This is a genomic window from Psychrobacter sp. DD43 (assembly GCF_904846555.1).
GTDB classification, from domain to species: domain Bacteria; phylum Pseudomonadota; class Gammaproteobacteria; order Pseudomonadales; family Moraxellaceae; genus Psychrobacter; species Psychrobacter cryohalolentis.
In genome coordinates this window covers 77,901-99,298 of record NZ_CAJHBE010000010.1, presented here as the reverse complement: position 1 = coordinate 99,298, position 21,398 = coordinate 77,901, and the positions used below count along the sequence as shown (strand labels likewise).

Here is a 21,398-nt window from a genome sequence, read left to right as displayed (position 1 = left end):
TGCTTAATACAAAAAAGCCAGATACTCAGGGTATCTGGCTTAGCAAAAACTATCAATCTATTTTAGGACGAGACAAACATAATACTTAAATAAGTATGAGTTATTTATTAATCATCCCATTCTGGCGAATAATCTGGATGCTTAATTTTACGCCCGTCGCTACGCGCTAAGCTGCCGATTTTCTCAAGTTCATCCGCACTCAACTCTACTTTGATGGCATCTAAGTTGCCTTGTAAGTGCTCAGGATTAGACGTTTTTGGAATCGCAATATGGTGCTTATCGGATAGAATCCAAGCCAGCGACACTTGTGCGGCGGTGATACCGTGTTTATCAGCGATGTCTTTAATGATTTTATTATCAAAAACATCTCCGCGGGCAAGCGGCGAATACGCTTCCAATAAAATATGGTGATTGTTTAAAAAGGTCTGCAACGTTTTTTGCTTAATAAAGGGGTGAAATTCAACCTGATTGACCGCAATCGGCACGTCAGCATATCTCTTGGCTTCAATGATGTTAGCAATATTAAAATTAGATACACCGATATTGCGAGTCAGCCCTTGTTTTTGTAGCTCACAAAGCGCGGGGATGGTCTCAGATAAGGGCACACGATCATCAGGCCAATGTAGCAGCAGTAAATCAACGTAATCGGTATCTAGATTTTCCAATGAGCGCTTAGCAGCGGCAACGAGTTTTTCTGGCTCAAACTTCATGTCATCAGGGAATATTTTGGTCGTTAAAAAGAACTTATCGCGAGCGACACCTGATTGCTTAATACCTTTACCAACCTCGACTTCATTGCCATATGCTTGGGCCGTATCAATGTGTTCATAGCCCATTTTTAGACCTTGGCTGACGACATCGATACAGTCTTGACCGGTTGATTGCCAAGTACCCAGTCCGAGTACCGGAATGTTTGCTTGTCCAGCGGTGCGAATATTATAAGTTTTAGCACGCATATTATTGTCCTTATCTTTTTTGTGATCTACTAATAGCTTTTATAGTTATTAATAAAGTATTTGATCAGAAATATAATGTTCTCAATCTCTAATAAGCTTAACCACTATAGAAAGAAATTGCGGTAAGTGAAAGGGCAGGTGACGCTTTCCTACAAACGACAAACAGGCTGTAACGTCATTTAAATTATTTTTTGTTTATCATTACTAAAATACAGATCAAAAAAAGCCCATTATTTATCAATAATGGGCTTTTTGTTATTACTTAAAACGGAATCATTTGAATAGATGAGTCGTATTAAATCTATTAACTATTCATGACTGTTTTCACTATTTAGCAGCTTCTACAGGTGCGGTACTTGTAGTGTCAGCACCCCAAATCTTTGGATATTTATAGCCAGGGAAGCTGTCGTGAGCATATTTTTTAAAGGCATCTGAGTTATAAGCGTTAGTAACGTCTTTTACCCATTTCTTGTCTTTATCCGCAGTTTTGATAGCAGACCAGTTTACATAAGCAAAGCTTGGCTCTTGGAATAGCGCCTCAGTCAGCTTGATACCTGAATCGGTCGCGTAGTTACCGTTAATAATGGCAAAGTCTACTTCGTCACGCGCACGAGGCAACTGCGCCGCTTCTAGCTCAACGATTTTTATGTCGTATTTGCTATTATCAGCGATATCAGTTTTTGAGGCAGTCAATGGATCGATATTGTCTTTTAGCGTAATCCAGCCAAGCTCATTCATCATGACTAATGCGCGAGCAAAGTTACTCGGGTCATTAGGCGCAGAAACGCTCATACCTTTATAAACGTCTTCGATTTTGGTTTTTTTACCAGCGTAAATACCTAATGGGGCAGTAGGAACTTGGAATACTTCTGCCAAATCAAGGTTATTTTCTTTTTTGAAGGTATCTAGATAAGGCTTATGTTGAAAGATGTTGATGTCTAAATCGCCATCTGCTAACGCAACGTTTGGACGGACATAATCAGTAAAGGTTACCAGTTCAACTTCATAGCCTTGTGCTTCTAATGAACCTTTTACTTGGTTACGAACCATATCTGCAAAGTCACCTTCGGTCGTACCGATGACGATTTTGCTATGTTCAGGATCAATATCACTGGTAGCAGTGGTTTCTGTATTGGTAGTTTCGGTTGCGCCTTCAGTAACTGGCTCTTTGGTGGCTTCTGGTGCTGATGAATTATTGCAACCGACCAACACTAGGCCTGATACGCCAACAGCAGCAAATGCAGTCGCTACTTGACGGCTGATATCTGTTAATTTCATGGAACTTCCTTAATAAGGGTAGGAGTCAAAGGATAAAATACTGAGATTAAAAATAGAATTAAAAAACCACATTAAAAAAGCAACATTATGAATAGTAATGCTGCTAAGTTAACGAGTGTTAAGATAGTATCAAAATTAAAGGGAATCAGTTACAAAGTCAAGCATTTGCTTAGGATGAATCAGCATTAGACCCTGTAAACTATTCATATCAAGTATCACTCAGTCATTAATATCTAATTTTAATGAGCCAAGTGATTACAGGTTTTTAACGTTTATCTAATCGAGTCGCAACCCAATTTCCTAAGGCTTGAATACCGATGACCATGATTGACAGCATAATGACGATGAATACCATCACCTCAGTCTGATAACGGTAGTAACCATATCGAATTGCCAAATCACCCAAACCGCCGCCGCCAATCATACCAGCCGCTGCTGAAAAAGAGAGCAAGCTAATACAAAGGATGGTCACAGACAAGACCAAGCCAGAGCGTGCTTCATTAAGCAGTACTTTGATGATGGTAAAGGGACGGGCGCCCATCGATTCAGTTGCTTCAATAATACCGCGCGGCACTTCACGTAAGTTTTGCTCAACCAAGCGCGCAAAGTAAAATGAGCCAGCAATCGCAAGCACCAATGATGCGGCGATAGGACCAATACCAGTGCCGACGATAGCTTTGGTAAAGGGACTCATGGCAATCATCAAAATGACGAATGGAAAAGCACGCATAAAGTTTGTGATGCCACCAAGTACAGCATAGAGCGTTTTATTTTGTAAAAACTGCCGATCACTAGATAAAAATAAGAAGACGCCAAACAGACCACCGATAAGAATGGCAACTGTCGTTGAGATACCAAGCATAATAAAAGTATCTAAAAATGCCTGCCAAATCTCTTTACGCAGGGCGAGTAGCTTGTCTATCGAGGCGGATAATTCTGCACCGGTTATCATGTTTATTTCTCCTGCCTCATTAGTCTTCGTGGACTAAGCCTTTGCCAATTGGGGTGGTGGCCTGAATGAGACCATCGCGGATGTCTGCTACTTCGAGCAATTGTCCTTGATGTAACAAGGCTGCACGGTCACATAGTCTACGAATGACGCTCATCTCATGAGTTACAATGACGATAGTGACGCCAAGCTGCTCATTGATATCACGCAAGCAAGTCAACAAACTGCGCGTAGTGGCAGGGTCGAGCGCACTGGTTGGCTCATCAGCAAGGAGTACTTTTGGGCTTGGCGCAATCGCACGGGCGATACCAACACGCTGTTTTTGTCCGCCTGACAACTGCGCAGGATAGTGACTAGCGCGGTCGGTTAAATCAACAATTTCTAGACAATCCATGACACGCTTATGAATATCAGCGCGAGGGTAGCCTGCAACCGTTAAGTTAAAAGCAACATTGTCAAAGACGGTGCGATTAGACATCAGATTAAATTGCTGAAAAATCATACCGATATTGTGACGGGCGATACGCAAGTCACTGGCAGATAAAGAAGTCAGGTCTGTACCATCGATAATCACTTGACCAGAATCAGGACGTTCAAGCAAATTAATCAGGCGTAAAAGTGTTGATTTACCCGCACCTGAATAGCCCATCAAGCCAAAAATCTCACCTTGCTGGACGGTTAGTGACGTCGGCTCGACAGCAGTAAACCAATGCGGCTTGCCGTTTTTATCTTTTATAGACCGGTCACTCAAAAAACTCTTGGTCACATCGTTTAAGACAATCATGTCACTCATGGAAGGCTCAAAATTCAATAAATGTTTTAGTGGTTATGAAGTGGTCGTCGTCTCTCTGACTGCTGAGCAGTTGAGTTAAAACCACATTCGATAACCCCATAATAAGGGGCGCTAATATAGCATATTATGCAAGGTTTTTGATACAGGCATCGATGATTGACTTTGAACTTAGCTTAGTCAATATCAAGATATATAGAATGAAATAGGTAGGATGTCATTATGGTATGTTTTTCTGACTTATTGATCGCTATGCACGCTAAAGGCTTGCATTTCTTCTTCTATAGCACTTCTGAGAGTTTGTTTATGATATGAATGAATAAAATCAGTCACGATTGTCATGATGATGGTAATGCGGATCGAGTTTAACAGGCAATACCACCAAAAATCGCGTGTGACCATTGATAGTGTCAGTAGTGATTCTTCCTTGATGGGCGGTGACAATTTGTGATACTAAGGACAACCCAAGACCTGAGCCTTTATTTTTTTGCTGCAAACGCACAAAGGGGCTAAAAACTTCTTCACGTTTATTTTCAGGGATGCCATCACCCTCATCAATCACTGCCAATACCACATACTTCGGAAGCGGACGTGTTGGCTCTGGTTTAGATTTTTTGAGATGTTTGCTAAATAGGCTTTCTTTACGGGTGGTATTTGACGTTTCAGGACTTTCTTTATCAATTGCTTTATCACTTTCTTTTATAGCCACATCACTATTTTTATTCACTTTATTGGTATCTTCTTTATTGCTATTGATAGCATTTTTACCAGAGATGTCATCAATAGCATGGTCAGGATCTTCAGAAGACCGTTGCTTCTCAGGCACGGCACGCCACATCACTTTCTTTAGCTTATCGGTCAAATCTGATGTAAAACTATGATAATTATCAAACAATGAAGAATTACCAACCTTTTCAAGTGTCTCGCTCGTATTAGTAGGCTCTACTTGCTCTAAATTGGCGCTATCACTCTCTTGATTCACAATATTATCAGATTCATTGTCAGTACTAATATGAGCATCATTCACCAAATTTTCACCATTCTGATAAATAGGCGGTGCTGGTAATATAACTACAGACTCACTATTTGCTACTTTTGGCTTTGGAAGCGCTGCGCTACTAGAATTATTCAGCTCTGATACGGTATCTTGTTGATGAGCAAGCGGATTTGTACTATGAGATGACTCATCAGAATAAAAGTCTGAGCTGTTATAGTCTATAAAGCTACTGCACAATACTGTCTGCAATAAAAAATCAGGGATATTTTCAGCTTCTTCAAGGGTTTGCACCCCATACAGCAGCACAGTGACTGGTGGTTTTCCATGCAGCATGGCATTGGTTAATAGATTGCGAATTAAATGGGTGAGCATTGATGATTGACCGTCAATTACAATGTGCTCACCAATTAACGTGGCTTCAGGATAGTGTTGGCGTTCTTGATTCACCAAATCATATAAATCTAAATTTTCAACTTGCTGTAAGGCATGACCAGCATCCAAACGGCTCACTAATAGAATACTTTCAACCAAATCATTGAGACCTGAGAGGTCGCGATTAATGGCTTGAGCGCGCTTATCAAACTTGGCTTTGTTGTCACTTGGCAATGGACCTGTCAGCATGTCCATCATCTCAATCTGTAGGCGAATACGTGTTATGGGCGTACGCAGCTCATGAGAGGCATGTGCAAGTAATAAATTATTGGCATCAATAAGGTGTTCAATCTTTTGTGCTGCTTGATTAAATCCACGTGCCAGTGAGGCGATTTCATCATTGCCGCGTGCATTTACCCGTACCGTAAAGTCACCATCGCCAAGCTGAGCCATCTGTAGACTCATCTGATTAATACGCCAAGTAATGGTCCGGGCAATCCACCAAAGGACGCCTGCCATAATGAGTAGCAATAAGAGCGTGCCAGTAAATAAGTTAAGCGCTGCAGAGAGAACCGGCTTTTTGGGTGGCAAGCGTGACTCATATAATAGCGTATAGCCAGTACTACTATAAACTTGAGCTTGCTTGGTTGGTGACGTTTCTGCAAAAGAGGGGAAAACACGTGAGAATAAAGACGGCGTAGCAGGAAGCTCTAGCGGCAAATCGCTATTATCTGTTTGCATCAGCAGATGACCTTCGCTGTCATATAAACCCATTTTTGCCTGCAATGACTCATCAAAGATATCGAAGCTTTTTTTGACTACGGCTAGCATAAAACGCGATTGTAGGCGATTTTCCTTACTAACTGCGATATTTAGCTCATGCAAAAAAGGATCGATCTGTCCTAAAATTTGCGTGGCCAATACCTCTGAGCGAATGCCCGCATCTTTATCATGTACCAGCTGTGTCAATAATACCATCGCAACAGCAAACAAGATAAGCGCCAGCATGACACTGGCAAATAGCTTGGCAAACACGGAACGAAAACCCAATTGCTGCATTAAATAATCTCTATTATCAAAAACTTATGCCACTTTGTATGGTCAAACATAAAAGGGGTTATCATGCATATGATACCCCTTTTAATGAACTATTTTAAAGCTGTTTGACTGTTTATTTACCAACAGTTTACTACTGACTACACTTGGTCAGTGGCAAACTGATAACCGACGCCGCGCACTGTAATAATACGCTTTGGTTGACGTGGATTGTCTTCAATCAACGCACGAAGACGCGAGATATGTACGTCAATGGCGCGATCAATATTGTCTGAGCTGTCATCATTTGGCATAGCTTGCCACAATTGCTCTCGGTTTAGTACTTTGCCTGAATGAGTGGCAAAATAATGCAGCAATTGAAACTGATGCGTTGTCAAGCGTACAGGTAAATCATCGATAGTCACTTCATGACTGTCAGGGAACACGCTCAAACGACCAAAAGTTAAGCTATCTGACTGACTGTCCGCTTGGTTTGGCTGCTCATGGCGGCGAATAACCGCACGAATACGGGCTAGCAGTTCACGCGGCTCAAACGGTTTGGCAATATAGTCATCAGCGCCCATCTCAAGACCCAATACGCGGTCTGTGGTATCACCTTTTGCCGTCAACATAATGATCGGCACTTTATTGGTCATATTGTTTTTATTGCCACGGATTTTTTGGCAAACTTGCATACCATCCATGTCGGGTAGCATGAGGTCAAGTACTACCAAGTCAATATCACGCTCTTTGGTATCTAATAAATCCAGACCTTCTTGACCAAGACCTGCATGATGCACATCATAATAATTCATGGTCAGATAATCACTGATTAATTCTGCTAAATCTGGATCATCTTCAATTAACAAAATCTGCTTACTCATAATGTTTCCTCTAGTTGTTGTTATAATTTGTCTTAATGCACTTTTACAATTTATAAAAGTGGCGTCTGCCCTTAGTTTTCAATTATCCCAAATGCTCATATGATAAATATGTAAATCAAAAGTAGCTATCCATACAAGAGATACAAGCCATGCTTTAATGCTATGCAATAAAAGTATGTAATCCGTACTATCCATAATACGCTATATTGCCTAAACAGGATGTTATTAAACAAGGCGTGCTTTGTTAATGTTTCTACACAATGTAACTGCATGGCTCTGTGCTTAAGAAACCACCACTTTTTTGCCTTTAGATTCAATGGGTAAGTTCGCCAAACAAATCAAACTGTCACTACTGATACCTGCGATTAAATATTGTTTGGTCAGTGGATCGTACTCAATTACTTCAATAGGCTGGCGGGTTAAGCGCTGGTCTTGTCCTATAATCCAGATATTGGCAGTCAAAGAACGCAGCGGTTTGTAAGGCGGCACCTGTATTTGTGTCAAGTCAACATTATGTAAGGCAATTTTAGGCACAATAGTACCCACTTCTATCTGCCCGTAGTCAACTCTGCCAGTAACTTGCATATCAGGCACTAGCTGATTGCGACTGACTTCATTGTTGATCACATTTACATAAACCAAAAGCTGCATCGGTTGTTTTACCACCTGCACTTTACTGACCTGACCGGTAAATTTATCCACTCTATCTTCGGCAGTAAAGTTGACGGTTTGACCGACAGAAATTTGCGATTCAGCTTCAATCGGCAGCGTTGAGATAAAATGCAATTCCGTTTCGTCACTGAGCTTCAATAACACTGTTTGAGCTTCTATCTTTTGTCCAGCTTGCACCGACAGATTCTCTATGCGTCCTGAAAAGCGGGCACGCAATGTGATTAAATCAGAGGACTGCTTTGCCGTTGTTCTGTCTTTGCTATTACTAGCAGTTGTATTTAATTCTGCTTCTATATTGGTTTCAGTATCATCAAAGCCTATTACTTTGTTTAAAATTTCCTGACGTCGAACTGTGAGTAGTGGCGTGCCTTTTTTCACCCATTGGTTGTCACTGACTAATACTTGCTCTACCGTCAGCGGCTGTGCCGCCATAAGGTTGATTTGCTTGATAGGTTCGATACGACCTTGTAAGCCAAGGCTCGGCTGATAACGGGTAGGTTTGATACTTAAAATATGATCAGGTGTGATGGTGACACTATCGGCACTAATAAGCGGCATATCAACCGCCTCATTATTTTCGCTAGTCAACGCTTCAGTAGGAGATGTTGGCTGGCAGGCGATAAGAAATAGGGCGCTCAATATATAAACGCTCTTTTTTAACGGCGCAGTCTGTAAGCATATAAAACGCATGTAATGCAGCGAGCGCATAAAAAATGTCATACCAATCACCATCATAAACGTCTTTTTATTATATAGGGAATTACAAGTATGGGAAATGGTTCTACCATATTGTATTTAACTGGTTTTTTTAATCGCTAGATGAGACCCTGTAAAATGCCGTTTTTATATAGAGAATAGTCGTTAAGTGGCTAAATTTAGAACATAATTTCACTAATTACTGGATAATGGCTGGTAACTGTGCTAAAACGAACATATCAAAATATATTGATACATTTTTATCACAAAGGTAAATTATTCAGTAAGATGAATGCTGGTTCTATATAATGGCTACGATTGGAAAGACGACATTTAACAACGAAGCTATTCACTTGCAACTTGGTTGATTTTTTCGGTTTTCAATATAGTAGATTTTTGATGAGACTAGATATTCAACTGTTTTTATAGCAAGCAATATTGAATAAGAGATACTCGTTTATTGACAGAGGATTCGATTCCATTATTCATTAAATTTGCCTGCGATAATTAATGGTTGCAGAGTATGAGTAATCATTGAATTTATGGCTATAATAACGCTGTAAGAAATTTAGCATAACGCCCAACATACTAAGATAATTCATTGTGAGTAAACAGTACTACGCGTGAGTAGTACTGTGAACATATCGCATAATGAATAAACAGTCGTTAATAGGACAATAAGAATGGAAAATAATTTTGATGGTTTAAAAGTAATGGTTATTGATGACTCAAAAACCATTCGCCGTACCGCAGAAACCTTGCTGCAAAAAGCGGGCTGTGAAGTTGTCACTGCCATTGATGGATTTGATGCCTTGGCTAAGATTGTCGATCATAATCCAGATATTATTTTTGTGGATATCATGATGCCACGTTTGGACGGTTATCAAACTTGTGCCTTGATTAAAAATAACCCTGACTATGCCAGTAAACCTGTGATTATGTTGTCATCTAAAGATGGTTTATTTGATAAAGCCCGTGGACGTATTGTAGGTTCTGATGAATATCTGACCAAACCGTTTAGTAAGGATGAGCTTTTTGAGGCAATTAATCAGTATCGTTAATCTGTAACATGATCATCAAAAGTGGTCAAGGCTTTTTCATATAACGATAAAATATTGTTGTCATAATCAGTAATATGCATTCAGTTCAGCATGAAATATTACTTCAATCGGTTTGTTTTAACACTATATATCTAACAGATATCATCGAAAATAAAGGAAATAACTATGACTACTGTATTAGTCATTGACGATTCACCATCTGAGATGGCGAAATTTCGCGACATGCTTTCTAAAAATAACTATCAAGTATTGGAAGCGACCAATGGTGAACAAGGCTGCCAGATGGCCATTGCTCATCTACCAGACGTCATTTTGATGGATGTGGTTATGCCTGAAATGAATGGTTTTCAGGCAACTCGTAAAATCACTCGTGACAAGGCAACAGCACATATTCCTATCATCATGATCAGTACCAAAAATCAAGAAACCGATCGTGTATGGGGCAAGCGTCAAGGCGCAAAAGAGTATCTTACCAAGCCTATTGATGAAAGCGGTCTGGTCCAGATCATTCGTAAAGTAATGGAGTAGCTTGTGGCATCGAGAGGATTTATTGAGCTTCTGCGTATAGCAGATATGGCACGTTCGCGTAAAAGCGGACGCCGCGGCGGACAAGAATTTGACTGGCAAGGGGTAGTATTTGAGATTGGCGGTCAACGTTTGGTTGCGCCAATGGGTCAAGTAGCAGAAGTATTATCCATGCCAGAATATACCAGCGTGCCCTTAGTAAAGCCTTGGATGCTTGGTATTGCTAATATTCGTGGGCGTTTACTGCCGTTGACCGATTTGTCTCGATTTTTACAAGTGCCCAGTCGGTTAGCGCAAATGAGTCAGCGTAAAGTCATGGTCATCGACCATGATAATGTGTTTTCAGGGTTACTTGTTGACCAAGTGATCGGTATCGAACAGTTTACTCAAGACCAATATCGTCCAGAAGCCATTGAACCGAATTCGCCATTTGCACCTTATAACCATGGCAAATTTTTCAAAGATGAACAAGATTGGTATGTGTTTATGCCAAGCTTACTGACACAGGATCTACAGTATACCGATGCTGCAATATAACTGTCTTTAATGACCCGTCAAGTTTGATCATTAGGTGTTCATTAAAACGATGGCAGAAGAATCATAGCTGACATGATCCGGTGGTGTGTCAGCATTCATACAGGCTTTGTTCATCACGGTTGTTTTGATAACACTATGATTTCAGAGTCAGTCACAATAAGACTTTGATGATTGTTTGAAAGGAATAAGTGCGATGAGTGATGCTATAAATAACCCTGTAAGCGGTGTAAATAAAGCCGCGACAAATGCAAACAGTCAATGGAAACTACTACTAGGCGGTTGTGCTCTAGTGGCTATGGGTGCTCTATTGGCGCTGATCAATGCCATATCCTCGGTCAGTGAGTATTTAACGGATTTTAATCAGGCTGTCATAATACCAGTAGTTGTCTTTGTGCTCAGTGTACTGGGTATCTTTTTCGCTTTTTATAAGTTGCTACAGCAGCGCGGTGGCTCAGAACGTCTCCTTATTGAAAAAGAGACCTTACGTCGTCGTCAAGAAGCGGAAGCCGAGTCTGAACGTGCGCGCCAAATCCAAGAAGAAAACGAGCGTAACCAGATTGCTATTTTGCGCCTACTTGATGAGTTGGGTGATTTGGCAGACGGTGATTTGACGGTCAATGCAACAGTATCAGAAGATTTCACGGGTGCAATTGCCGATTCTGTTAACTTTGCTATTGACCAACTACGCCAATTGGTACTGGTTATTAACAGTACCGCAGATCGCGTTTCGCAGTCATCAGAGCAAACACAGATGAATGCAGTCGAGCTTGCGGCAGCCTCTGAGCATCAAGCACAAGAAATCGCTGGTGTGTCTGCGGCTATTAATGAGATGACGGTGTCCATTGACCAAGTTTCGAATAACGCTGCAGAATCTGCAACGGTTGCTCAGCGTTCGGTTGCCATCTCTTACAATGGAGCAGAAGTAGTACAGCGCTCTATTGAAGGTATGAACGTTATCCGTGATCAGATTCAAGAAACCTCAAAACGTATTAAACGTCTTGGTGAGTCTTCGCAGGAAATTGGTGATATCGTTGGTTTGATTAATGATATTGCAGACCAAACTAACGTTTTGGCATTAAACGCAGCGATTCAGGCATCGATGGCAGGTGAAGCTGGACGAGGCTTTGCGGTCGTTGCTGATGAGGTTCAGCGTCTTGCTGAGCGTTCAGCCAATGCAACTAAGCAGATTGAGACGTTGGTAAAAACCATTCAAGCAGATACCAGTGAAGCGGTCATGTCGATGGAATCAACGACGTCTGAAGTCGTACGTGGTGCGCGGTTGGCAAAAGATGCGGGTGAAGCACTAGAAGAGGTGCAAACCGTTTCTAATACTTTGGCTGATCTCATTCAGAATATTTCAAATGCTGCTCTGCAACAGGCTGAGTCGGCAGGTCATATCTCTCATACTATGAACATTATTCAAGATATTACCTCTCAAACGTCTTCTGGTACGATGGCGACCGCACGTTCTATTGGTGAGCTAAGCGAAATGGCTGCAGCACTACAAGAATCAGTCACCGGCTTTAAAATATCAAATGATGATGAGCAGTTGAATCATGAAAGCATGGATCATGAATATCTCGATATGGATGAGAGAGTCTCAGCCAGTATGTAATAACTGTCGATAATAGCTATGATTTTTTCTATGGAAATGTTAACCACATTGCTGCTCTAAACAGACATTATAAAATTTGGAGCAGCAACATTAATAGCAGGTCGTATGAATCATCATATTCAAAAAGGCAGTATTCATATAATTGAAGCTACATCAATAGACAGCCTCATGCAAGATAATGTGAAAATGATACGGCATGACGAGTATTTTGATAATAGACAGTGGCAACGCTATATAGAGTGTGAGATTGGTTTTATTTTACCTAATATTCAATGTAATTGGTTGGAAAATGCGGTGATTCACACGGCATTGTTTTATGGATTGACTACCGTCCAGTTGTGGCAGCAGTTGCCGTTTAACAATGAGCTACGCCAGCATTTGCTTGATAAAGTATTGATCCATGAAAGCCGATTTTTCCGTCATCTGCCTTCTATCAATTTCGTCACAGAATGTGCAGAGCAGCATCAGCGCCGCAAGCGGATAGATGCTGATACTAGTGAGATGTTTCACATATGGAGTGTGGGCTGCGCGAGCGGACAAGAGACTTGGTCTCTGGCAATGAGTTTGGCTGCAAAGCAATTGAGCAATTACACGATCTTGGGTACAGATGTCAGTCAACAAGTACTAGCAAAGGCGCGATTGGGTCAATATGACGCTAAACAGCAATCATTAATCCCACCATATTGTCAGCAGTTTGTGCAGCCATTATTACCAGCAATCATGGCTGACGAAGCGAGTGTTGGTAACGCTTATCTAAATAAAACCACGGCAAGTAGTAGCTATGGCTACTGGCAGGTCGCAGCAACGTTAAAATCGCAGGTCCGTTTTGCTTTACACAATATTATGGATGAAAAACCGCCTACCGCACATCTACAACAGGTGATTGTTTGTCAAAATATGCTGCTATATTTTCGCAAGTTTGATCAGCGTGATATTTTAGCTCGATTATCAAAACAATGCGCCTTAGGTGGTTATATTATATTGGCTCCAGGTGAGGCGCTATTTTGGCGTCCTTCAAATATGCGCCGTATTGCGCACCCACATCTCAATGCGTGGCAAAAAATCAGTACCTAAATTAGCGCCTAAAAGAGTCAGGATGAATCTATGAAAAACCAGCCCAATGACATGGTAACGCTTGAGTGGTTATTGCCACTGTTTAATCAGCAATTAACACAGGTAGCTGATGGCTGGCAATTAGAGACAGCACGTACTAATGACGAGCAAATGGCACAGTACTATCATGAAATTGCTGGTGCCCTGATCATGATTAATTTGCCTGCTCTAGCAAGTTTAGCTAATAAGCTTAGCTTATTAGCAGAAGCCACTGTTTTTGATGGTTTGGATAATGGCAGCTTAGATATAAATTTGGCTGCTGAGAAACTCAGAATAGGGCAGATTGCTCATAAAGTGTTACAGCGTGAGCTGGAACATTATGTGCGCACAGGTAGATATCATAGTGTTTTAATGAATAAAACGCTGACTGATCTAGCACAAGTCTTATCGCAGTTTGATATAGTCACAGAACCGCTTGCAGATACCTTATCCTTGACGACAGACAGTCATTTGGCTAGCTTATCGGATTATGATGATATTGACATAACCCTACCTGTGAGTAGATCAGTGTCAGATTTAGATAGTCAACAGCATCGGCAATTGCTATTAGTGTGGCGCCAACAGACGCAAAAATTGCTCGCTGCCAATATGAATAAGCCTGCTATCCTGACTGTGCTACAAAAGGTCAGCCACTATTTATGGCAAACGGCGCAAGAAGCTGATTTGCAGCGCTTGTGGTATCTGGCTGAGCTGTGGCTACAGGATCTTGGGCAAAATGAAATACCACTACCTAAGCAGTATGCAGGAATATTAAGTCAGCTGGATCAATTGATAGACAGTCATCAAGATCAGATTGAGCCACCTATAAGCGAGATTCAAAGTCTCATTAGTCATATTTATAGCGAATTAAGTAGCCTTATTCATAACAGTGATGATGCTGAATCTTTAATGAATGGCGGTGTACAGATAGACGCTGAAGTAGGTCTCTTACCTCGTATATTGAGTGAGATTGAGACGATTATTTTTGCACTTGATAAGCCTCATACTTTGCTAAAACCTTTAGCGAAAATAAATAACCAGCTTAAAAGTCGTGGCTGGACATTATTTGCCTCACAAATCGATGCTATTGCGACTAATGTAGAGCGTAGCCTCTTATCAGAGCAGGATTTTACGCAAGAACAATGGCAGATTGAACGTCAGCTACAAGAGTTGTATAGCGCTGTCTATAATACAGAACAAATGATTTCTATCAAAATGGATGATGTAGCTGCATTCACTATTTCTGCTCGCACTGATAATGACTTGCAACCAGCAAACAGTTTAGATGTTGGTTCTGTTAATGTGGATTTACGTGAGTTACGTATTGCGGCTGAAGAAGTTAAGCAAGATTTTCATAACTATATACAACGCCAACAGTTAGAATTATTGCCAGAGCAGGCAATTTTTATGAGCATGAGCCATGCTTTTAATAGTATGGAGCTGCCAGCGATTGGTGAAGTAGTCGACAAGATAGCCGATATATTTGTACAGATACATACTCATAATATTGCCATATTGAGCTGGGACGTTATTGAAGCGTTGGCAGAGAGCTTGAGTGCCATTGAGCTATTATTGGATTATCTTGCGCAACAGTTTGTTGATCAAACACTACTAGAAAAAGCAAATGCTTATATTGATACGGCAGCCAAGCTACTTAATGCATATATCGATGCGCCTGAAGCAGTCAACGATACTTTCCTCACCCAAAAACCAGCTGCCAATGATGTATTGCGCTATGACGACAGCGGTGAGATTGCGCCTGTCACTGAACCGTCTTTCGATACTGAGACTTTGACTGGCTTACTGTTAGACAATAAACAGTCTATAGAGACAGGGGCAAGCGAAGCTTTATTGAAAATGCGCCAACAGCTAAATCCTGATACCTTCGATATCGATGAAGACATTCGAGAAATATTCATTGAAGAAGTTGAAGAAGTGATTGGTGATCTAGAAGACTTTTTACCAATATGGCAGGAAGATGCGCAAGATTTAACACCATTAACGGAACTACGTCGCGGTTTCCACACCTTAAAGGGCTCGGGACGTATGGTTGGTGCTGTTAGCATCAGTGAGATGGCATGGTCTATCGAAAATCTACTCAACCGTTTATTGGATAAAACCTTATCCGTAACGGACGATGTGGTAACGTTGATAACAGAAACCACCAAACGCCTACCCGTTATGCTATTTGACTTTGCAGCACAGCAGCCACCAAGCTTTGACCCTGCTATTACTCTTTTGCAAAGTCATAACTTGATGACTCAGCAACCACTAAATGCAGGTTTACCAGTAGCTGCGCCTACGTCATTAACAGCTGATATTGAAGAATCGGACCTTGCATTAGATCATTATGTACTTGACCATAATTTACACGTGCAAGCCATACGCTCAGTCTCTGAGCCAGCTAACACTTTGGATGCATTGTCAGATTTAGAGCTCCCTTTGGTATTACAGCCATTTATTTTGGAAGCACAGTCGCTAGCGGCAGATGCAAACGATGCTGATCCTGATATTAAAGAGATATTTATAGAAGAGGCTAATGAAGTCTTAGATGAAATTCTCCCTTTATATGGACATTGGCAGCTTTCACCTACTGATTTGACTGAACTGAAAGACATACGCCGTGGCTTTCACACTCTGAAGGGCTCTGGTCGGATGGTCGGTGCTCATTACAGTGCTGAATTAGCATGGTCTATAGAAAACATGCTAAACCGCATTTTAGATAAGAGCATAACTGCCTCAGCGGATATACAGCAGCTGATTGGTGATGTATTGGCCGTATATCCTGAGTTACTAAGCACTTTCGAGCGTGAAAGCCAAGATTATCCTACTATGATGCCATTGTGGGTGGCCTGCGCTAATGCTTATAGCAAACAATTAGGTGATGAATTCAGTTACTGTGCATTATACAATCAATGGTTACAGCCTGCTAAGCATACGCCAAGTCACATTGATTTAGACAGTCGTATTCAAGATTTGGAGAATGATGAAGCAATTGATCGTACCTTGCAGACGATTTATTCGGTCAATGAAAAAATGGCAGAAGCACCAGTTATTGTGATGCCTCAAAGTGAAGAAGAACAGGCGTTTTTTGACATCTTTATTGAAGAGGCAGAAGAGTTGTTAGAAGGCGTTAATGACTTTGTACGTCATCATAAAAATGAGCCATATGTCGAGGTAAGTGACGAGATTGTGCGCGCATTCCATACTTTGAGAGCAGCTTCTGGCTCTAGTGCATTGACTGCCATTAGCGACGTGAGTGCGACGATAGAGCAAAGCTTAGAGCTTCTACAGCAGCAGGATATACCGATGAATGCAAGCCATTTAACTGCACTGGCCCAATCTGTCACGCTTATTGATGGTTATCTCCATAACTATAAACAACATGCAAACCAGCAAGATATGTCGGCAGAGCATATGCAAAGCGAGCAGGATATCGCCTCGTTACAGGCGATGCTTGAGGAGCAAGATGACGATAGTGAGGCAAGCACTGAGGATAAACCAACGATTAATGACTTGTTAGATGGCAATATTGATGAGTTATTAGATGCCGAGTGGCAATTAGATGAAGCGCTTAACAGTGCTGATATCGAGCAAATCCAAGCCTATATCGCTGAGCAAATTTTACAAATTAAATATTTAACTGACAAAGCACAAGCCTTTCCAAAATTCGTCTCTATTCTTGATGCCTTACAAGATGCTTATTATTATTTGAGCCAGTATCCAAAAGAAGCGTCAGATATTGATATCCAAGAAATCCTACTTGCAGGTCATGCGCAGTTAGTTGGTTTATTTGATGCTTTAGCAGGCAGTACGTCATTAAAAATTGATGAGCAAGTACTAGAGAAGTTAGAGAGTATCAAGCAATACAACATCGTGCAAGCTAGTATCGTGCAAGACAATATCGTGCAAGACAATATCGTGCAAGATAAGAATGAAAGTGATGAAAATATAGCCGATGAAGAACAGGCTACTGTACAAAGTATTGCCGCACCTGAGCTAGAGCTTGAAACTATCGATACGGATATTGAGCTACTAGAAATCTTCTTAGAAGAGGCGCAAGAGCTTGATGATGCGCTGGTCGATAGTTTCAGTAAGTGGCGTGCAGACATCACCCATATTAATACCTTAAAGGTACTCCAACGCCATCTGCATACCATCAAAGGTGGTGCGCGTATGGCAGGTATCCGCAGTATTGGCGACTTGACTCATGAAGCAGAAAGCGTTTATGAGGCGTTTGTAGAATCTAAATGCGAGCCAACCGCGCAGTGGCTTGAGATTATGCAAGTGGTGCAAGATACCTTATCGCTGCAGGTAGCACACATTGTACGTTATCAAAAATCTTTTTTTGCGCCTGAGCTCATGGCTCAATTACAGCAGTTTTTAAAAGCACAAGCATTGCCAGAAACGGTACAGCTTATTATTCCTATGCCAAATAACCATGTGGCAGCTGAGCCTCAAATCTTTGCCAATCAAGATACCCAACATGTAGCAAATGAGGCAGATGCGTTAAGTTTAGATAAAATCGTTCAGCAATCGTGGGCGCATGGTTTACCTGATGCTGATATTTTAGAAGTTTTCTTAGAAGAGGCAACAGCGCTCACCAATCGTAATGAATATCTACAGTTATTCTTAAATGATGCAGGTGACATGGTTGCGCTGCAAGCACTACAGCGCGACTTGCATACCTTAAAAGGTGGCGCACGTATGGTTACTGCTACTGGTATTGCTGATTTGGCTCATGAAATGGAATCAGTTTATCAAGACTTTGTTGCTCAGCGCTGCCCTGCAACCACGAAGGTGCTGGAGTTGCTGGCTGCTTGTTATGACTGGCTAGCAGATGCTGTTTTTATCCTATCGCAGCAAGTGAATCCGCCAATACCTAGTTTACTAATTGAGGCATTACAGCAATTTAGTAAAAACCCTAATAGCTTAAAGCAGGTACCAGCAGAAACCCTGCAAGCTCAGCGTGAAACGATTTTAATTGCCAAAGAAAACCAAGAAATAACCTATATCCAAGAAGATATCAGCGCCATGCCGCTGATGGTTAACGATGCGACTGAACAAGAGCAAAATGCCAATAATAGTGAGATGATTCGTATCTCAGGCAGTCTGATTGAGCATATGATTAACCTGTCAGGTGAGTCTGCGATTAACCGTGCTCGTATCGACATGGGTATCAGTAGCTTGACCAACAGTATTGAAGAGATGGGTACTACCGTACAGCGTCTAGCGGATCAGTTGCGCCGTATGGAAATTGAGCTTGAGGCACAGATTTTATCGCAGATTGATGAAGAGCTGGTCAATCATGAAGGTTTTGACCCGCTAGAGATGGATCAATACTCTTCTTTGAATCAGCTGTCAAAATCTTTGTCAGAGTCGGCATCGGATTTGGTCGAAATTAACCATACTTTATTAGAAAAAACGCGTGATAGTGAAAGTCTATTGCTCCAGTTATCTCGGACGCAGACTGAACTACAAGATGGTTTGATGAACTCACGTATGGTTCCTTTTACGCGATTAACACCAAGGCTTGAGCGTATTGTCCGCCAAACGGCTAATGAGCTGAATAAGTCGGTTGAGCTAAAAGTTATCAATGCTGATGATGAGATGGATAGAACCATTCTAGAGCGTATCACCTCACCGCTTGAGCATATGTTGCGTAACGCAGTCGATCATGGCATCGAAAATGTGGCAGCAAGGCTGGCAGCAGGTAAAGAGCGCAGCGGTCAAATCACGCTAGAAGTACTACGTGAAGGAAGTGAAATTGTCATTTTGCTCAATGACGATGGACAAGGGATTGATGTAGAAGCGGTACGTGAAAAAGCCATCTCTCAGGGTTTGATCGACGCCAAAGATAGGAATCTTAGCGATCTTGATATTATGCAATATATATTTAATGCCGGTCTTAGTACCAGCAAACAGGTCACGCAGATATCAGGGCGTGGCGTCGGTATGGACGTTGTTATTAGTGAAATTCGTCAGCTAGGTGGTGCTGTATCTGTGGTATCAGAGCTTGGCAAAGGATCAAGCTTTACCATCCGTGTACCATTAACGGTAGCTGTGTCTGATGCTTTGGTGGTTCGAGCAGCGGATCGTTACTATGCCATACCTTTGGTGCAGATTGAACGCGTTGTACGTATCAATCCAGAAAAAGTTTATGACTATTATCAATCGGGTGAGGCTACCCTTAATTTTGAAGACACTGACTATCGTGTCCGTTATTTAAATGAGATTTTATCTGGTAATAAGCTCAATGAGCTGGTCGTTAATACCAATACCAGCGTACCGCTTATTATCATCAAAAACCGCAGTGGTCAGAATATGGCCCTACAAGTCGATCAAATAGCAGGCTCACGTATTGAAGTAGTGGTAAAACCTTTGGGGCAACAGTTCTCAAATCTATCTGGTATCTCAGCGGCTACTATTATGGGTGATGGCTCAGTGATGCTCATTCTAGACTTAATAGCCTTGATGCGTAACGCAGCTTTAGTCAAAGATGTTACGCATTCTAAAGCTACTGAACAAAGAAATATGGATTCCAATACCACGATTCTGGTCGTTGATGATTCAGTCACAGTCAGAAAAGTAACATCACGATTCTTAGAGCGTCAAGGGTTCAATGTGGTACTTGCTAAAGATGGTATCGATGCGCTTGAGATACTACAAGAGATGACGCCTGACTTAATGCTGCTTGATATTGAAATGCCGCGCATGGACGGTTTTGAAGTTGCTACCCAAGTCAGACATAATGGACGCTTGCAGCATCTGCCTATTATCATGATTACCTCACGAACCGGTGAGAAGCATCGTGAACGTGCCCTTGAGATTGGGGTAAATGACTATATGGGCAAACCTTTCCAAGAAAACCAGCTGCTTGATAAAATCCAAAGTTTATTGGATGAAAAGGTCCACCTAACTCATCATGGGTAACATACGTGCCTTGGCGTTAAAAGATAAAAATGAGATTAAAGTACTGGTGGTGGCAGAAGACCATCAGCAGCGGATGGCGTTCTCTGATACAGTGCGGAGCTGTGGCTTTCATCTGGTGGATTGCGTTACACCATCGCAGTTGAAGGATAAGTTTGATGGTTATGAAAGCGCTATTGATATCTGGTTGATAGACAGTGATTACGATGAGCATCTAGCGACCATGACAGCTGCTTCCAATCCTGTAGCGATGTTGGTCGGGTTTAGTCAAGCGCCTTATCTTAATGAGGCGCAGCAGTACGCTAAATGGCAACGTAAATTCAAACGTAAGCTTGCGCAACTGCTGGATTTGCCAACTCTTATCGATAATTCTGTCTATAAGGATGATATTAGTGATTGGCGTTATGTGGTGTTCTTAGGGGCATCTATGGGTGGTCCTAGTGCGGTTAAAGCGTTCTTAGATCACCTATCGCCAACACTGCCGATAAGTATTTTACTAGCGCATCATTTTAATCAAACCATGATTAGTACCTTGCCACGTATATTAAATCGCCATAATGACTGGCACTGCCAGATGATTACTTCCTCGCAGCGCATGCGTACAGGTCAATGTCTGATCGTACCTATCGATCAACAGATTGTCTGTGACTCAACTGGTCGCATTATCTTATTAGATCAGGCTTGGGTAGGGGATTATAAACCTGCTATTGGTCAGATTCTCAAAAATACCAGCGATGTTTATGGTAGCGAGCTGATAAACATTATCTTTTCAGGTATGGGCAATGATGGCACGCAGTATTTAGATTTGATACAAGATAATGACAGTCAATTATGGGCACAAGACCCAAGTTTGAGTACTTGTCCCAGTCAGCCACAGGCTATCATTGACTCAGGATATTGCAGCTTTATCGGCAGTCCTCAAGCATTGGCAGAAAAGCTGACCAACTATATTGCTAATAAAGCGACAAACGACACTCCACATTCATTTATTGTGAGCGACTTATGAGAC

General features: G+C 41.6%; 13 protein-coding genes and 1 pseudogene. 7 read left to right on the top strand and 7 right to left on the bottom strand.

Annotation, left to right across the window (positions count from 1 at the left end):
- Positions 1–107 precede the first annotated feature (107 nt).
- From JMX89_RS07345 to JMX89_RS07315, 7 genes are all read right to left on the bottom strand, one after another.
- Positions 108–956 (bottom strand): aldo/keto reductase, encoded by an 849-nt coding sequence (locus JMX89_RS07345; RefSeq protein WP_201531168.1) that lies wholly within the window; start codon positions 954–956, stop codon positions 108–110.
- A gap of 327 nt (positions 957–1,283) precedes the next feature.
- The gene (locus JMX89_RS07340; RefSeq protein ID WP_201531167.1) at positions 1,284–2,234 is read right to left on the bottom strand and encodes a MetQ/NlpA family ABC transporter substrate-binding protein; all 951 of its coding nucleotides are present in this window, start codon (positions 2,232–2,234) and stop codon (positions 1,284–1,286) included.
- Positions 2,235–2,499: 265 nt separating this feature from the next.
- The gene (locus JMX89_RS07335; RefSeq protein ID WP_011514421.1) at positions 2,500–3,186 is read right to left on the bottom strand and encodes a methionine ABC transporter permease; all 687 of its coding nucleotides are present in this window, start codon (positions 3,184–3,186) and stop codon (positions 2,500–2,502) included.
- 19 nt (positions 3,187–3,205) lie between these two features.
- The gene (locus JMX89_RS07330) at positions 3,206–3,976 is read right to left on the bottom strand and encodes a methionine ABC transporter ATP-binding protein (RefSeq protein ID WP_020444255.1); all 771 of its coding nucleotides are present in this window, start codon (positions 3,974–3,976) and stop codon (positions 3,206–3,208) included.
- 322 nt (positions 3,977–4,298) lie between these two features.
- The gene (locus JMX89_RS07325) at positions 4,299–6,401 is read right to left on the bottom strand and encodes a sensor histidine kinase (protein WP_201531166.1); all 2,103 of its coding nucleotides are present in this window, start codon (positions 6,399–6,401) and stop codon (positions 4,299–4,301) included.
- A 137-nt stretch (positions 6,402–6,538) separates the two neighbouring features.
- Positions 6,539–7,261: a response regulator transcription factor gene (locus tag JMX89_RS07320; RefSeq protein ID WP_011514418.1), complete on the bottom strand. Its 723-nt coding sequence runs from the start codon at positions 7,259–7,261 to the stop codon at positions 6,539–6,541.
- A gap of 282 nt (positions 7,262–7,543) precedes the next feature.
- Positions 7,544–8,653: an efflux RND transporter periplasmic adaptor subunit gene (locus tag JMX89_RS07315; RefSeq protein ID WP_201531165.1), complete on the bottom strand. Its 1,110-nt coding sequence runs from the start codon at positions 8,651–8,653 to the stop codon at positions 7,544–7,546.
- A gap of 659 nt (positions 8,654–9,312) precedes the next feature.
- Here JMX89_RS07315 and pilG point away from each other — a divergent pair.
- The 7 genes and pseudogenes from pilG to JMX89_RS07280 all read left to right on the top strand — a co-directional run bounded on the left by pilG (position 9,313) and on the right by JMX89_RS07280 (position 21,395).
- Positions 9,313–9,690: a twitching motility response regulator PilG gene (pilG, locus tag JMX89_RS07310; protein WP_011514416.1), complete on the top strand. Its 378-nt coding sequence runs from the start codon at positions 9,313–9,315 to the stop codon at positions 9,688–9,690.
- Between the two features lie 165 nt (positions 9,691–9,855).
- Positions 9,856–10,218: a response regulator gene (locus JMX89_RS07305; RefSeq protein WP_011514415.1), complete on the top strand. Its 363-nt coding sequence runs from the start codon at positions 9,856–9,858 to the stop codon at positions 10,216–10,218.
- Between the two features lie 3 nt (positions 10,219–10,221).
- Complete coding sequence (locus JMX89_RS07300; RefSeq protein ID WP_020444252.1) at positions 10,222–10,752, top strand: chemotaxis protein CheW; 531 nt, start codon at positions 10,222–10,224, stop codon at positions 10,750–10,752.
- Positions 10,753–11,278: 526 nt separating this feature from the next.
- Positions 11,279–12,283: pseudogene (locus JMX89_RS07295) on the top strand (methyl-accepting chemotaxis protein); the annotation flags it as partial.
- Positions 12,284–12,472: 189 nt separating this feature from the next.
- The gene (locus JMX89_RS07290) at positions 12,473–13,441 is read left to right on the top strand and encodes a CheR family methyltransferase (protein ID WP_201551271.1); all 969 of its coding nucleotides are present in this window, start codon (positions 12,473–12,475) and stop codon (positions 13,439–13,441) included.
- Between the two features lie 30 nt (positions 13,442–13,471).
- The gene (locus tag JMX89_RS07285) at positions 13,472–20,392 is read left to right on the top strand and encodes an Hpt domain-containing protein (RefSeq protein ID WP_201551269.1); all 6,921 of its coding nucleotides are present in this window, start codon (positions 13,472–13,474) and stop codon (positions 20,390–20,392) included.
- Entirely contained in the window at positions 20,385–21,395 is a 1,011-nt protein-coding gene (locus JMX89_RS07280) for a chemotaxis protein CheB (protein WP_201551267.1), read from the top strand. Before JMX89_RS07285 ends, JMX89_RS07280 begins: the two co-directional genes overlap by 8 nt.
- The last annotated feature ends 3 nt before the right edge of the window (positions 21,396–21,398 follow it).